Origin of the sequence: Sneathiella sp., assembly GCF_036844445.1 — a bacterium.
GTDB lineage: Bacteria > Pseudomonadota > Alphaproteobacteria > Sneathiellales > Sneathiellaceae > Sneathiella.
In genome coordinates this window covers 15,039-30,168 of record NZ_DAIUFV010000009.1, presented here as the reverse complement: position 1 = coordinate 30,168, position 15,130 = coordinate 15,039, and the positions used below count along the sequence as shown (strand labels likewise).

The following is a 15,130-nucleotide window of genomic DNA, read 5'->3' as shown; positions in this document are numbered from 1 at the left end:
CTAAAAGGATGGCCCTTTATGGCAGGAAGAATTGATGCCGTCATCCTCCACGTGATCTTTGGAACGAAAAGATGTTTATTCAGACAAAACCAGTTGAAAACTCGACAGAGCTTGAGTTCTTTCCCGCCGACAAGGTGTATGCGGGCGGCCCCTTGCAGGTTCCGGCCGAGACGGCGGCGGAGGTCTCTCCGCTTGCGGCGCGGCTTTATGCTGTCGACGGGGTGACCTCGGTGACCCTGCACGAGGAAAGCGTTGTTGTCGGCAAGTCGGACGACAAAGACTGGACGTCACTGCGCACGGAGATCTTCGGTGCGCTCGTCGCCCATTTTCAAAGCGGCGATCCCGCGGTGGTTGCGAAGAGCGACGCTGCCGGTGAATTTGATGCGGAAATCATCGCGCAGGTGAAGGATCTTCTCGCGACCCGTATTGTTCCGGCGGTGACCCAGTCCGGCGGTGATGTTGCGTTTCACAGCTTCAAGGACGGCAAGCTTTACCTGAAGTTCCAGGGCTCCGCCTTCTCGATGCTGACCGGCATCCAGAATATGCTGCGCCATTACATCCCCGAAATTACGGCCGTTCTCGACTATCGCGAGAGCCTGCCGAAGCCCGGTCTGAAAACACCCGAGGCGGCGGCGATTCAGAAGCTGCTGGAGGAGCGGATCAACCCCTCCATCGCGGCGCATGGCGGGCGCATCACGCTGGTCGATCTACAGGATAACCGGGCCTTTGTCCGGCTCGATGGCGGGTGTCAGGGCTGCGGCATGGCCGATGTGACTTTGAAGCAGGGCGTCGCGGTCGAGATCCAGAATCTCGTTCCGTCGATCACCGAGGTGCTGGACATTACCGATCACGCGGACGGCACCAACCCTTATTATCAGCCGCGCTAGACGCGCCTCTCACTGATCGAGACGGAAAATGGTGACCGGATCGGCCCGGCCGCGCAGCTGGCAGTCGCCGATCCTGTTGGCGATCATGCCGGCGGCGTGGCAGGTGGTCTCGGTCATCAGGACGGTGACGTCGCTCGTCTCGCTCGGAGGCAGGTTCTTGCCATACTGCTCCATGCGCTGGGCGGTGTTCACGGTATCGCCGACGACGGTGTAGTTGAGCCGCCCCGGGGATCCGATATTACCAACAACCAGCGGCCCCGTGTGCAGCCCGATCCGCATGCGGATTTTCTCAAGCCCCGCCGCGACGCGCTCGTGGTTATGCGCTTCAACCGCGCGTTTGATGGCGAGCGCGGCCTGGCAGGCGCGGGCGGCGTGATCGGGCACATTCTCGGGTGCGCCCCAGAAGGCCATCACCGCATCGCCAATGAATTTGTCGACAGTGCCGCCCTCCTTCTCGATGCAGGCGGTGACGAGTTGGAAATGCGCATTCAGGAAATTCGCGACATCTTCGGAATCCATCTGCTCGGCCTGCGGGGTGAAGCCGACGATATCGGTGAACATGACAGTGACGATGCGCTGTTCGGAGCGCGCCTCGCCGCTCTCCATAAGCCGGCGGACGAGCGCCTTCGGCACATAGGTCTCGAACCATTTGAGGCCGAGGACCATCCGGTTATAGGCGCGGTTTGCTTCATCCATTTCCTTGAAGCGGCTCCTGGGCAGCGCGGTCATATTGCTGAAATCAAGCTCCGAGATGCGGCGTGAGGCGGCCGAGAGGGCATGGATGGGCTTTGCAATCCGCCGTCCGATAAGAATGGCCAGCAAGACGCCGATCAGCATGATGGCAAGGCCCGAGATGCCGGCGTAGATGAGCCGCTGAAAGCCTGCGGAGACGTCATCATTCAGCACCCAGTAACCGATGACGAACGGCTGCTCGGCATAGCCCTCGAGATTGCGGTAGACAAAGATATACTGCCGCCCGCCATGATCGAGTGAGAGGGTGTCGAAATTATTCTGCGCCGTGCCGGGGCCGAAGTCGCGCGCCGTCCCCGACCAGATGTTTTTCAGAACCGGATCGGAAATGTCTTCAAGCCGGGGGACGACATTCTCAACGCTGAGGCCATACGGCCGCGGCGCGCCGCCCTGTTCGGTCAGGACACGGTCACGCCCGTAGAGGATGAAGCGTTTGCCGTTGGTCAGGACCGGCGCGGCCTCCATCCGCTCGGCGATGGCGGCAACCGAGATCGTCGCGATGATCGCGCCGATGAAGGCGCCATCGCGAATGACCGGCTCGCGGAAGTTGACAACCGCGTGATTGAGCGTCGGGACATAGGTGAGCTGGCCCCAGCTTCCGTCCGCCTGCTGCGACAGTTCCTCGATGCCGAGGACGGCGATCGGGTCGTGACTCTCATCGGCGGTGAAAACCGTGTAGGCCGCGCGGTTGGCGGAGGTGACCTGCATATCGGCGGTGACATAGGAGAGCGACGCGATTTGTGGCGTCCCCGCCATGGCGCCGATCAGATAATCGGCAAGCTCTGCGCTGTCCTCGACATCGAGAATGCCGTGCTGGACCAGATCGGCGAGGTAATGGGCCTGCTGGGCGGCGGGATCGAGCATTTCGCGAAGATCGCTTTCCGCCGCCTGCATGGCCGCCCCGGCCTTGTCGAGCAGCAGATCGCGGGTCGTCGCAATCCCTGAGAGCAGGCTGATGCCGAGAACAATGATGACCGTCACCGCGAGGAGCGCGCCAAAGCTGATGGCGAGCACAGTTGCGATGGACACCGATTTCCTTTGCTTTTCGGGTGGCGTTGCTATGGGCGGCTCCTGATTTCCCTGATGCTCAAATGCAGATAGCATGAGTCCCCGATTGATTCAAAGCCTAAGCGATCCGCCGAGTGGACAAACTGCGGCAAAGCAGTCATACTCGCGCGATGAATCTGGTTGTCGCATTCGAGGGAATTCTTTTTATCTGCTGCCTGATTTCACTCAATCTGGCACGGCAGGCATTTTTTCCCGCCAGCCTGTTCTGGGCGTTCGGCGCGGTGGCCGTTGGCGTGATGGCGCTGCTTGGCGGGCTGAAATACGCAGGATATGCCGCTCTTGACGGCCACTTCACCATGGCTCGGCATTTTGCCCAGTCGATCGGGCTTACTGCTTTTGCACTTGGCGCCGTTGCCGGGCTTTTCGCGTCTTTCTTTTCCCGCTTCTACTGGCCGATCCTGCTGCTTGTTCTGGCCGGGCTTTCCGTCGCGCTAACGCTTGGCTACTGGCGCTTTCCACAGAATTTACAGCTTGCACTGATGGGGATCATCCTGCTGGTCGGCATTATCCGGCTGTTTTCCTCAAGCCTGCTCGCCGTTTATCTGTTGCTATCGGTTGCCTGTCTTGTCGCGGCCCAACATGCGGTACGCTGGCTGGCGGTCAATACGGGCCTTGAGGAAATCAGTGTTCAACTTGTGCTGCTGTCGATCGCGGTGGTATCGTTTGGTCTCGCGGCGTCGCGTGATGAGTGGGATTAGCGCCCGGCAATCTGCAAGAGAATAGTTGTACGGGAGCGAGGCGGATTGCACCGGGGAAATGCAGGATTGTTGAAAAGGATAAAAATGGTTGAGACGACGTCAAAAGCAGGCGCGGAACTGTTTGTTGTTTTCGGCGGCAAGGTCGCCGACACCCGCGGCCGGGACTTCACCAATCTTGACGGGATGGACGTGCGGGGGTTCTTTGACAATTACCCCGACGCCCTCGCCGCATGGCGCGCCGCCAGCCAGATGAAGGTAGATGACGCCTTTACCAAATATGTAATCGTCCGCCTCTGGTAGGGAGCCAGGCGGACCGCGCCAGACGCGGCGTAAAGCGCATCCGCCCGGGTGCACCAGCTTACGGCGATAAAGGACCAGGGAGGGAGATCAGTGCGCAATTTCTATCAAGGCGGCCGGTCCGTCACCTACGGCCTTAACGGCGCCATTGCGACGTCTAATATTCACGCCTCGCAGGCCGGTCTTGGCATTCTGAAGGCTGGCGGCACCGCGATGGATGCCGCCATAGCCGCCTGCGCCGTTCAGTGCGTCATTGATCCCATGCAGACGGGGATCGGCGGCGATTGCTTTGCGCTCGTCGCAAGGAACGGCAGCGGCGAGATCAAGGGGTTGAATGGCTCGGGCCGGGCCCCGGCGGCCCTGACGGCGGACTATCTGAGGGCGCAGGGGATTGATAAAATATCGCCGACGAGTGTGCATTCCGTGACCCTTCCGGGCGCCATCGATGCCTGGATACGCCTCCATGAGGAATATGGCCGCATGGATTTTGCCGATATTCTTGCGCCCGCCATCGATTACGCCGAAAACGGCTTTACAGTGTCGCAGCGTACCTCTATCGACTGGCAGCAGGCCGTTTTCAAGGTTGAGAATAACGAGGCGGCGCGCACTCTCTTCCTGCAAAACGGCAAAGCGCCGAAGGCGGGGAGCATCTGGCGGCTGCCGGCGCTTGGCGCAACCTTGCGCGCTGTGGCGAAAGGCGGCAGGGCCGCTTTTTATGAGGGACCGCTTGCCGAGCAGATGACGGAGACACTCCGCGCGGCGGGCGGGCTGCATGAGTTGAGCGATTTCGCGGCGACCGTTGCCGATGATGTAACGCCCATCCGGACGGACTATCAGGGTTACGACGTGCACCAGATCCCGCCAAATGGGCAGGGGATCACAACGCTCATCATGTTCAACATCCTGAAACGTCTCGGACTTGACGGGCTGGACCCATTTGGTGCAAAGCGCCTGCATTTTGAGGCGGAGGCGGCGCGTCTCGCCTATCTTGCGCGCAACAAATATGTGGGCGATCCGGACCAGGCGGAGATCCCGGTCGACAGGCTTCTCTCCGACGCCTTTGCGGACCGTCTCTGCAGCTACATCGAGATCGGGAAAGCGGGCGATCCCACAGGCGCGGGCGCGCTCGACAGCAACCGGGATACGATTTATCTCTCCGTTGTGGACAAGGATCGCAATGTCGTCTCCTTTATCAACTCTCTCTATCAGTCGTTTGGGTCCGGTATCGCCTGTGCGAAAACGGGTGTCGTCTTTCAGAACCGCGGCTTTGGTTTTGTCGTTGATCCCGGGCATCCGAACTCCGTCGCGCCCGGCAAGCGTCCGCTGCATACGATCATCCCCGGCATGGTCACAAAGGATGGCCGGGCGGCCATTACCTACGGCGTGATGGGCGGCGGGTTCCAGCCGGTCGGCCATGTGCGCCTGCTGACGAATATCTGGAACTACGGCATGGATGTACAGGAAGCGATCGACTGCCCGCGCGCCTTTTACAATGCGGGGGTTCTCGAAGTTGAAGCGGGTATTTCGGCGTCGGTCCGAAGTGAGCTTGCGGCGATGGGCTATACCCTCGCCGACACGGCAATGCCGCTCGGCGGCGCGCAAATCATTTCCATTGACCCGGAGACGGGCGTGCTCGCGGCCGGATCAGAATCGCGCAAAGATGGCTGTGCGCTCGCCTACTAGACCGGTTCCTTATTCCTCTTTGCGAAGGTGATGGGTCGCCAGTTCGCGGGCCTCATCGAAGCTCGCGGTGACATGGTACTTGCCATTGCTCTTCCCGTTTTCCATCCGGGACAGCTTCTGCACGATCGCGGGCGCGGCTTCCGACAGAATGACGATCCGGCCCTTGGCGCGGCTGCGGCGGATAAAATCGGCGAGCGCCGTTGCCCCGGTCGCATCCACCATCGGAACCTTGCCCATGCGGAGAATAATGATCTCCGTTTTGGTGTTGATCCGCTCAAGGACATCGGTCAGCAGCGAGACGGTGCCGAAAAAGAACGGGCCGGTTATATCATAAACTTCGATCCCTTTTGCGACGCCCCGGCCGGGCGCATAGGCCTCGCGATGGGGGTCCGTAAGATCGTCCCGATCCTCCTCGATGAGCGAGATGTCGGTTGCAATCTCCACAACATTCGCCATGCGGTACATAAAGAACAGCGCGGCCATGATGACGCCGACCTCGATTGCGACGGTAAGGTCGACGAGGATCGTCAGCAGGAATGTTGTCAGCAGGATCAGCTTTTCGCCGAGCGAGGCGCGAAGCAGGCTCCGGAACCTCTCGACCTCGCTCATATTCCACGCGACGATGACAAGGACCGCGGCAAGGCAGGCAAGCGGAACGTAAATCGCCAGCGGTGCGAAGAGCAGCATGATCAGCAGCAGAAAGACCGCATGCAGCATTCCCGCGACAGGGCTGCGGGCGCTGGACTTGATGCTGGTCGCCGTGCGGGCGATGGCGCCCGTCGCCGGCATCCCGCCGAAGAAGCCGGAGGCCATGTTGGCGACGCCCTGGGCGACGAGTTCGCAGTTGGAGCGATGCCGCCGGCCCGTCATGCCATCGGCAACGACCGCCGAGAGCAGCGATTCCACGCCGGCGAGAAAGGCGATGGTGAGTGCGCTCGGCAGGAGACCCGGGATCTCCCGCCATTCGATATCGGGTAGCGCCGGCGACGGCAGGAAGTTCGGCAGCTCGCCAAACTGTGAGCCGATGGTTGTGACCGGCAGGTGAAGCAGCGTCGCCGCGCCCGCCCCGACAATCAGGGCGACGAGAAAACCTGGTACCTTTGGCGCGTAGGTGCGCAGCACAATGATGAGCGCGAGCGTGCCCGCGGCGAGAGAGAGCGTAATAAGATCGATATTCTGAATATTCGTGAGGTAAGCGAGCCACTGGCCCGGAACCTCGGCGGGCAGATCCGTGATCCCGAAGCCGAAGAAGGCATCAAGCTGGCTCGAGAAGATGATGACGGCAATCCCGGCCGTAAAACCGGTGACGACCGGCTGCGGGATATATTTGATAAGCGTGCCAAGCCGCATAAACCCGGCGATCAGCAGGATAAACCCCGCCATAATGGTGGCGACGATCAGGCCGTCATAGCCATGATTGCGGATAACGTCGAAGACAACGACGACGAAGGCGCCGGTCGGGCCGCCGATCTGAAACCGGCTGCCGCCAAGCGCCGAGATGAGAAACCCGGCGACGATCGCCGTGATCAGCCCCTTGTCGGGCGTCGCGCCCGACGCGATGGCGAGCGCCATGGCGAGCGGCAGGGCGACAATCGCGACGGTCAGTCCGGCAACGGTATCGTGACGAAAGTCCGCCGCCGTATATCCCTCGCGAAGGATGGTATAGAGTTTGGGAACAAAAAGATGCCAGGCAGTGGCTCCGGAGTCTTTTACGGGCAATCGACTTTGCTCTGTCATTTATGACACATCTCTTTTATTGCGCACGTCCAGCAAATTTTTCTTCACCTGCGCAAGCAGCGACAGAAGCTGTTCCTGCTCTGCTGGCGGAATCCCGTAAAGCGCTTCTGCGCGAACATCCTCAGCGACCTGTTCGAGGTCAGCGAGAATGGGCTGCGCGGAATCGGTAAAATAAATCCGATACACACGGCGGTCAGCGGGATCGCGGCGGCGCTCGACAAATCCGCGCTGCTCCAGCCGGTCGATCAACCGTCCGACCGTCGATTTATCAAGCTCCAGATAGTCGGCAAGTTCCGTCTGACGCATCCCCTCACGCCGGTCAAGGACGCCAAGTGCCAGCCATTTGGCACGCGTCAGGTTATAAGGCTCCACCCGCCGGTCGATATGTGTGCGCAAGAGATGCGCGACCTCATGCACCAGAATTCCAAGAGTATCTTCATCTTTGCTCAGCATGGCATCTATATAGTTGGTATGCCTACTATTGACAAGACAACAAAAAAGGCCGCGACAGGAGCGCGGCCTTTTGAGGTAGGACAGATAGGCTTGTGTCAGGCGCGGGCGATGGACTTTCCGGTGGATCCTAGTTCCGCGCAGGCCTGCTGGACGCGCTCGGCCATGGATTTTTCACACTCACGCAGCCAGGCGCGCGGGTCGTAATGCTTCTTGAACGGCGTGCCGTCTTCGGGGTCGATCTGGTACTTGAACGCTTTTGGATGCGCATTCACGTAATCCCCGGCGGGCTTCGAGAAAGCGAACTGGGTGTCGGTATCGACGTTCATTTTGAAAACGCCGTAGCTCACTGCTTCGGCAATTTCCTCCGGGCTCGAGCCGGAGCCGCCGTGGAAGACGAAATCAAGCGGCCGATCCGGCGTGCCGTGGACTTTCTGTACATGCTCCTGCGAGGCTTTGAGGATTTCCGGCCGAAGATGCACATTGCCGGGCTTGTAGACGCCATGCACATTGCCAAACGCCGCCGCGACAGAGAAATGGCCAAGCGGGGAGAGACGCTCGTAGGCCGCAAGAACTTCCGACGGCTGGGTGTAGAGTTTGCTGTTATCGACCTGATCGATATCGCTGCCGATCCCGTCTTCTTCGCCGCCCGTGACGCCGAGCTCGATCTCAAGGCTCATATCGATTTTGGCGAGCCGCTTCAGGATGCGCTCACACTCAGCGAGATTCTCCTCGAGCGGCTCTTCGGAAAGATCGAGCATGTGGGAGCTGAAAAGCGGTCGGCCGGTCGCTTTATATTCCGCCTCGCTCGCCGCGATCAGGCTTTCGACCCACGGGATCAGCTTCTTGTCGGCATGGTCGGTGTGCAGCACGACGCAGATGCCGTATTCTTTCGCGATGGTATGCGCGTGGCGGGCCGCGGAAATGGCGCCAAGAACCCGGGCCTTCGCCGCGTCCCTGATCCCTTTGCCCGCAAAAAACTGCGCGCCGCCGTTGGACAGCTGGATAATGATGTCGGATTTGCTAAGCATTGCGCCTTCAAGCGCGGCATTGAGCGTGTTGGTGCTGCTGACGTTGATCGCCGGCAGGGCGAACCCTTCCACCTTGCAGTTGCTGACCAGGGTCAGATAGTCGCTTCCCGTCACCACACCGGGCGTCAGCTTTTTGGTTTCCGCGTGCACGTGTTGTTTTCCTTTGCTCTGCTGGTTGCGTAAAGGCCGGAAGGTAGAGAGGAATTATTTAAATTTCTTTACATGCGCTCCGGCACGTCGATGCCAAGAATGCCGAGGACCTGCTCCATCTGGCGCAGCGTGATGGCGCAGAGGCGAAGGCGGGAAGCGCGCACATCCGCATCCGTTTCCGAGAGCACGGGGCATTCGTGATAGAACGCGTTGAATTCCTGGCTGAGGGTATAGACATGATCGCAGAGGATGTTGGGGGCGTGCTTTTCCGCCGCGCCCGCGATGGCTTCGGGCAGGGCGGCGATCGCAAGCATCAGGTTTCGCTCGGCATCCGTGCCCGCAACAAGGCGTCCTTCGACAAGGCCCTGCTCGGCCGCCTTGCGCAGCATCGACTTGATCCGGACGGCGGCATACATCTGATAGGGGCCGGTGCGGCCTTCAAACTTCGTGAACCGTTCCAGATCGAAGATGTAGCTCGACATCCGTGCGTTCGAAAGATCGGCATATTTGATGGCGGCGAGGCCGACTTTGGCGGCAATGTCCTCGAGTTCCGCCGCATCGAGACGATCGGACATGCCGGCCGTCTCTTCAACAACGCGGCGGGCTTCCGCGATGGCGTCCTCAATCAGGCTTCTGAGGCGAACGACACCGCCCTCGCGGGTCTTGAGCGGCTTGCCGTCCTTGCCGTTGACCGTGCCGAAGCCGATATGCTCGAGATGGCACTCGGGCGGAATGCTGCCGCATTTGCGGGCGGCGCGGAACACCTGCTCGAAATGCAGGCTCTGGCGCGCATCGACAATGTAGAGAATGCCGTCGGGATTATGCTGATCGCGGCGCATCTCGATGGTGGCAAGATCGGTGGTGCCATACATGACCGCGCCGTCGGATTTTTCAAGAATAAGCGGCGGCATTTCCTTTTTGTCGGTTGCTTCCGAAACCGTGACGACCATCGCGCCGTCGGAAAGCTCGGCATACCCTTCCTGCTTCAGGCGGGCGAGCATGACCGGGATATGTTCGTTGGTGTCCGCTTCGCCGTTCCATTCCGTGAACGTCGCGCCGAGTAATTCAAAATCGGTGCGCGCCTCGCGGATCGATACATCACGCATATGCTGCCAGAGTGCACGGTAGCCGCGCCGGCCCTGCTGCAGCTCAAACGTCGCGATGCGGGCGCTTTCGAGAAACCCGGGATCTTCCTTGCTGCGGGTTGACGCCTCAGGATAAAGCTCCTGCAATTCTGCGACTGTGACCGGCGACGTCTCGGGATAGGGGCCGGCAAAGTCGGGATCGAAATAGGGGAGAGCCGGGTCGCGCCGCTCGATCTCCTTGATCAGCAGGCCCATCGGCAGGCCCCAGTCGCCAAAATGCACATCGCTGATCACGTCATCGCCGAGAAATACGCGCAGACGGCGAAGGCTCTCCCCGATGATGGTGGAGCGAAGATGCCCGACATGCATGGCCTTCGCGACATTCGGCCCGCCATAGTCGAGGATCAGCTTTTGCGGAGCGCGGCCGTTGCGGCAGCCAAACCAGTCGTCCTCGGCGATATCGCCGATATGGCCCGTCAGAAAGTCATCCGTAAGGCTGAGATTGATGAAGCCGGGCCCGGCAAGGGTGAGCGCGGAGAAAAGTCCGGTTTTCTCCAGCTCCGAGATGACCTCGGCGCCAATCTCCCGCGGGTTGCGGCCGGCCTGTTTGGCGGCGGCAAGCGCCCCGTTACACTGAAACTGCCCGAGGTCGCGCCGCTGCGACACTGTTGCCTTGCCGTAGGAGCGTTCAAGGCCGATGGCGGCAAAGGCCTCGCCGATTAGGTTGCTGAGTTGGGAAAGAAGGGAGTTTGTCACAGGTTTTTCCGGGCCGATATCATTTTGTCACTTGTTGAGGCAACATCCCGATCCTAGGTGTAGCGCATTCAGGGCTCTGTCTAATGGAAAATCCGGATTGGGCCAAGTGAATTGGCAATGCAGCGCCGAAAAACACCCGAACGAAGACCGGGCACGAATATTTCTTACTTTGTCTTGACAGCGCAACGCCCCTTTATTACATCCTTGGCGCAGATGTTAGCACTCTCATCGTGTGAGTGCTAACAAATCTCAAGTCACTAATAAACCCAGGATGAGGGAGATATCTATGAATTTTCGTCCATTGCATGATCGTGTGTTGGTCAAGCGCGTCGAAGCCGAAGAGAAAACGGCGGGCGGGATCATTCTCGTCGACAGCGCACAGGAAAAACCCTCTCAGGGGAGCGTTCTTGCCGTTGGCAAAGGCGCCATTGCAGAAGATGGCAGCGTTCGCCCGCTCGATGTGAAGGTTGGCGACAAGGTTGTCTTCGGCAAATGGTCCGGAACCGAAATCAAGGTCGACGGGGAAGATCTCCTGATCATGAAAGAATCAGACATTATGGGCATTCTGTCCTAACCCGCACATTTGTGATTGAGGAAAATAGACATGGCAAAAGAAGTCAAATTTAATTCAGAAGCGCGCCGCCGTATGCTGAAGGGCGTGAATACTCTCGCAGACGCCGTAAAAGTCACCCTCGGCCCGAAAGGCCGCAACGTGGTTATCGACAAATCCTTTGGCGCCCCCCGTATCACCAAGGACGGGGTGAGCGTAGCCAAGGAAATCGAGCTTGAGGACAAGTTTGAAAACATGGGCGCGCAGATGGTCAAGGAAGTTGCTTCCAAGACCAACGACATCGCCGGTGACGGCACCACGACCGCGACGGTTCTGGCGCAGTCCATCATCCAGGAAGGCCTGAAGGCAGTTGCCGCCGCGATGAACCCGATGGATCTGAAGCGCGGTATCGACCTTGCTGTGACCACGGCTATCGCCTCCATCAAGGAAATGGCGAAGCCCGTCTCCAGCCAGGACGAGATTGCCCAGGTCGGCACCATTTCCGCCAACGGCGAAACCGAAATCGGCAGCATCATCTCCGAAGCCATGCAGCGCGTCGGCAACGAAGGCGTTATTACGGTTGAGGAAGCCAAGGGCCTCCAGACCGAGCTCGACGTTGTTGAGGGCATGCAGTTCGACCGCGGTTACCTGTCTCCCTACTTCGTAACCAACGCGGAAAAGATGCTCGCAGAGCTCGACAACCCCTACATCCTCCTCCACGAAAAGAAGCTGACCAACCTGCAGCCGATGCTGCCGCTGCTTGAAGCGGTTGTCCAGACCAGCAAACCCCTCCTGATCATCGCAGAAGACATCGAAGGCGAAGCGCTCGCAACGCTCGTTGTCAACAAGCTCCGTGGCGGTCTGAAGGTTGCTGCTGTCAAGGCGCCGGGCTTCGGTGATCGTCGCAAGGCGATGCTCGAAGACATTGCGATCCTGACCGGCGGCCAGGTCATCTCGGATGAGCTTGGCATCAAGCTCGAAAGCGTCGGCATCGACATGCTGGGTACGGCGAAGTCGGTTTCCATCTCCAAGGAGGAAACGACGATTATCGATGGTGCGGGCGACAAGGCCGACATCGAGGCCCGCTGCAACCAGATCCGCAAGCAGGCGGAGGAAACCAGCTCCGACTATGACCGCGAGAAACTGCAGGAGCGTCTTGCGAAGCTCGCAGGCGGTGTTGCCGTGATCAAGGTCGGCGGCGCGACGGAAGTCGAAGTGAAGGAGCGCAAGGACCGCGTCGATGACGCTCTCCATGCAACCCGCGCAGCCGTTGAAGAAGGTATCGTTGCAGGTGGCGGTGTCGCCCTCCTCTATGCGAGCCGTGCTCTCGACGGGCTGAAGGGCGCCAACGAAGACCAGAACGTCGGCATCAAGATCATTCGCCGCGCGCTGCAGGCTCCGTGCCGCCAGATCGCGGAGAACGCCGGTGTTGACGGTGCGGTTGTCGTCGGCAAGCTGCTCGATCAGGAAAGCCGGACCTTCGGCTTCAACGCCCAGACCGGTGAATACACCGAAATGCCGGCTGCCGGCGTTATCGACCCGGCCAAGGTTGTCCGCGCAGCTCTCGAAGACGCGGCCTCCATCGCCGGTCTGCTGATCACCACGGAAGCGATGGTCGCCGACCTGCCGGCCAAGGACAGCGGCCCGGCAATGCCCGATATGGGCGGTATGGGCGGCATGGGCGGCATGGGCTTTTAAGCCGGCTACTCACGCTTGCGAAAATCGGGGCCGTCCTTCGGGACGGCCCTTTTTTATTGCATAAGTTGTGATGGCCTGTTTGGTCAGGCCTTCTCAAAGAGGTGGATGAAGTTGTTCGCGGGCATGGGGCGGGCGAGGAGATGATGGAGCCCGCGGCCCGCGGCTTCGCGCATTACGTCGCGAATGTCGCGCACCCCGTAAGCCGGATTTTGTGACTTGAGCCAGCGGTCAAACTCTTCATTGCTCGCGGCGGTGTGCGCGCCGTTGAACATGAACGGGCCATAGAGTATGAGGCGCCCGCCCGGCGGCAGGATGCGTCCTGCGCCCGCCATCAGGCCGAGCGTCACCTCCCAGGGCGAGATATGGATCATGTTGGCGTTGAAAATCGCGGCGACCGGGCGGTTCTCATAAGAAGACGCTTCGACAGGCCAGTGCGACGCCGTCGCGTCCAGATGGAGCGGCGACAGGAGGTTGTCGGCGGGAGAGTGCGCGATCCAGTCGGTGACGCTCTCGATCTGTATCGGGTCGACATTGCTCGGCTGCCAGAGAAGCGGTTTCAGCCGCGGCGCCAGATAGATCGCATGTTCACCGCTGCCGCTGGCGATTTCAAGAACGGTTCCCTGCTTCGGCAGCCACGCTTGCAATGCCTTCAGGATCGGCTCGCGGTTGCGCTCCGTCGCCGGGGCGAATTGCCGCCGGTCAGTCATCTTTGCTGTCGCGGGACGGGCGCGGCTTGTTCCGCTCCGAGCTGAAGCCCTGCTCGAAAAACGCGGCGCGCTTGTCCTCGGGCAGGAACTTCGCCATATCCACCATCGCGGTCTGCAGGAATGTTTCTATGCGCATCTGCGCCTCGATCATTTCCGCATAGGTTTCATTGATCGCGGGAATATCCAGTGTGGATGCGGTAAACAGCTCTTTCAGCTTGTTGCGATCCTCACGAAATTCCCGGAAATACGGGCGAAGGGTCTCCCGCCGCTCTTTCCAGAACTCCCTCAGCCGCTCGCGCTCCTGATCATCAAGAACGGTGACCGCAGTGCGATGATCAAAATGCAGCCGGTTCGATGTATGACGCTTGCCCTCGTGACCGGCCCACTGCGCCGCGATAAAGCCGCCGATGACGAGGTTGACAGCGAGCGATGCAATCAGCGCAAGAGCAAGAACTTTATTTCTAGATATTCTCATAGTCATTTTCCAGATCAAGCAGGCTGCTGCCACTGAAGACAAGGGCGTTCAGGCTGTCCTCCTCCGGGCTGGAGAGGATGTCCGGGCTGGCGAAGCCCAGCAGGATGCCAAGGCAGGCGGCCATGGCCATTCCCGCCGCGGGCTGCCATAGTGATCCGAACGGCCAGAGGCTTTTCAGGAAAGAGCCCCGATTGACGTCCTCCGCGCTTCTCAGAACCCGGCCAAGCAGCGCCGCGGATGCCGGCGGGATGCGCGACTCCTGTTGCAGCAGCAGATCGAACTTTGTTTCCTGACGCAGCAGGCTGCGCGCCACGGCCGACGTTTCAAGCAGCCGCTGCATCATCGGCAGATCGGCCGCAGGCCACGCCTCTTCCCGTGCGCCGTACGTCTCGACGACACTCTTGAAGCGCTCCAGTTCCGCACTCAGCTTTTCCTTCATCGTTCCACTCCATCCAACATGCGTCGCGCCGGTAACAGAAGTTCTTTCAGCCTGCGCCGCCCGCGGGCCAGCAGGGATTCGAGCGCATCTACTGAAATATCCATGATTTCCGCCGCTTCTATATTTCCACATTCCTCAAAATGTACCAGTGAAATAGCAATGCGCTGGCGGGCCGGGAGCTTCTGAAGCGCTTCGGTAACCTTATCGCCGAGTTGCTCGCGGATCTTCTGCTCCACAACGGACGGCGTCGGATCAGCCGTATCGGGGACCTCTTCATCGCTGTAACGCCTTTGCTTGCGCAAATAATCGACACATAAATTATGCGTGACGCGATGCAGCCAGGTTCCGATGCGGGCCTTCGCCTGCCATTTCGGGGCCTGTTTCCACAGCCGGATGAAAGCCTCCTGCGCCATATCCTCGGCGAGGCCGACATCACCCAGGATCCGCAGGGCCAGCCGATATGCGCTGTTCAGATAGAGATCGACAACGATGCGACTGGCCGAGGCGCTTCCTCCGGCGACAGCCTGCATAAGCTCAGCATCTTTTTCGATCTCGCCCAGATTATGCATCATCACCCGATGGTTCCATGGAAGAGCAACCCGCCACGTGCCATTTCTGACATTATACGGGCGGGGAGAGAGATTCCGTCGCAGAAAAGCGAGAGGGCGC

The 15,130-nt window shown here is 59.9% G+C and carries 15 protein-coding genes; 6 read left to right on the top strand and 9 right to left on the bottom strand.

Annotated elements, in window-relative coordinates; all coding sequences use genetic code 11:
* Positions 1–71 precede the first annotated feature (71 nt).
* Entirely contained in the window at positions 72–887 is an 816-nt protein-coding gene (locus V7Z56_RS14910; RefSeq protein WP_334130340.1) for a NifU family protein, read from the top strand.
* 9 nt (positions 888–896) lie between these two features.
* On the opposite strand, the gene V7Z56_RS14905 is transcribed toward V7Z56_RS14910, so the two are convergent.
* Positions 897–2,666 carry an adenylate/guanylate cyclase domain-containing protein gene (locus V7Z56_RS14905; protein ID WP_334130339.1) on the bottom strand — a complete coding sequence of 590 codons (1,770 nt, stop codon included), beginning with the start codon at positions 2,664–2,666 and terminating at the stop codon, positions 897–899.
* Between the two features lie 149 nt (positions 2,667–2,815).
* On the opposite strand from V7Z56_RS14905, the gene V7Z56_RS14900 reads away from it, so the two are divergent.
* The 3 genes from V7Z56_RS14900 (at position 2,816) to ggt (ending at position 5,383) form a co-directional block, all read left to right on the top strand.
* Entirely contained in the window at positions 2,816–3,403 is a 588-nt protein-coding gene (locus V7Z56_RS14900) for a hypothetical protein (protein WP_334130338.1), read from the top strand.
* Between the two features lie 84 nt (positions 3,404–3,487).
* The gene (locus V7Z56_RS14895; protein ID WP_334130336.1) at positions 3,488–3,703 is read left to right on the top strand and encodes a DUF4170 domain-containing protein; all 216 of its coding nucleotides are present in this window, start codon (positions 3,488–3,490) and stop codon (positions 3,701–3,703) included.
* Between the two features lie 90 nt (positions 3,704–3,793).
* Positions 3,794–5,383 (top strand): gamma-glutamyltransferase, encoded by a 1,590-nt coding sequence (gene ggt, locus V7Z56_RS14890; protein WP_334130335.1) that lies wholly within the window; start codon positions 3,794–3,796, stop codon positions 5,381–5,383.
* Between the two features lie 9 nt (positions 5,384–5,392).
* Here the strand turns inward: ggt and V7Z56_RS14885 are convergent, their stop codons facing one another.
* From V7Z56_RS14885 to argS, 4 genes are all read right to left on the bottom strand, one after another.
* Entirely contained in the window at positions 5,393–7,120 is a 1,728-nt protein-coding gene (locus tag V7Z56_RS14885; RefSeq protein WP_334130334.1) for a SulP family inorganic anion transporter, read from the bottom strand.
* Positions 7,121–7,573: a MarR family winged helix-turn-helix transcriptional regulator gene (locus tag V7Z56_RS14880; protein ID WP_334130333.1), complete on the bottom strand. Its 453-nt coding sequence runs from the start codon at positions 7,571–7,573 to the stop codon at positions 7,121–7,123.
* A gap of 95 nt (positions 7,574–7,668) precedes the next feature.
* Positions 7,669–8,751, bottom strand: a complete 1,083-nt coding sequence (fbaA, locus tag V7Z56_RS14875) for a class II fructose-bisphosphate aldolase (RefSeq protein WP_334130332.1) — start codon at positions 8,749–8,751, stop codon at positions 7,669–7,671.
* Positions 8,752–8,819: 68 nt separating this feature from the next.
* Positions 8,820–10,592, bottom strand: coding sequence for an arginine--tRNA ligase (gene argS / locus V7Z56_RS14870; protein WP_334130331.1), 1,773 nt, complete (start codon positions 10,590–10,592; stop codon positions 8,820–8,822).
* 286 nt (positions 10,593–10,878) lie between these two features.
* Here argS and groES point away from each other — a divergent pair, with 286 nt between their 5' ends.
* Both groES and groL read left to right on the top strand, forming a co-directional pair.
* Positions 10,879–11,166 carry a co-chaperone GroES gene (gene groES / locus V7Z56_RS14865; protein WP_334130330.1) on the top strand — a complete coding sequence of 96 codons (288 nt, stop codon included), beginning with the start codon at positions 10,879–10,881 and terminating at the stop codon, positions 11,164–11,166.
* 30 nt (positions 11,167–11,196) lie between these two features.
* Complete coding sequence (gene groL, locus V7Z56_RS14860) at positions 11,197–12,840, top strand: chaperonin GroEL (protein WP_334130329.1); 1,644 nt, start codon at positions 11,197–11,199, stop codon at positions 12,838–12,840.
* Positions 12,841–12,923: 83 nt separating this feature from the next.
* On the opposite strand, the gene V7Z56_RS14855 is transcribed toward groL, so the two are convergent.
* The 4 genes from V7Z56_RS14855 to V7Z56_RS14840 are packed head-to-tail and all read right to left on the bottom strand — an operon-like array spanning position 12,924 to position 15,033.
* Positions 12,924–13,547 (bottom strand): DUF938 domain-containing protein, encoded by a 624-nt coding sequence (locus V7Z56_RS14855; protein WP_334130328.1) that lies wholly within the window; start codon positions 13,545–13,547, stop codon positions 12,924–12,926.
* The gene (locus V7Z56_RS14850) at positions 13,540–14,022 is read right to left on the bottom strand and encodes a periplasmic heavy metal sensor (RefSeq protein ID WP_334130326.1); all 483 of its coding nucleotides are present in this window, start codon (positions 14,020–14,022) and stop codon (positions 13,540–13,542) included. Before V7Z56_RS14850 ends, V7Z56_RS14855 begins: the two co-directional genes overlap by 8 nt.
* Positions 14,009–14,461, bottom strand: coding sequence for a hypothetical protein (locus V7Z56_RS14845; RefSeq protein WP_334130325.1), 453 nt, complete (start codon positions 14,459–14,461; stop codon positions 14,009–14,011). Before V7Z56_RS14845 ends, V7Z56_RS14850 begins: the two co-directional genes overlap by 14 nt.
* Positions 14,458–15,033 (bottom strand): RNA polymerase sigma factor, encoded by a 576-nt coding sequence (locus tag V7Z56_RS14840; RefSeq protein WP_334130324.1) that lies wholly within the window; start codon positions 15,031–15,033, stop codon positions 14,458–14,460. Before V7Z56_RS14840 ends, V7Z56_RS14845 begins: the two co-directional genes overlap by 4 nt.
* Between the last annotated feature and the right edge of the window lie 97 nt (positions 15,034–15,130).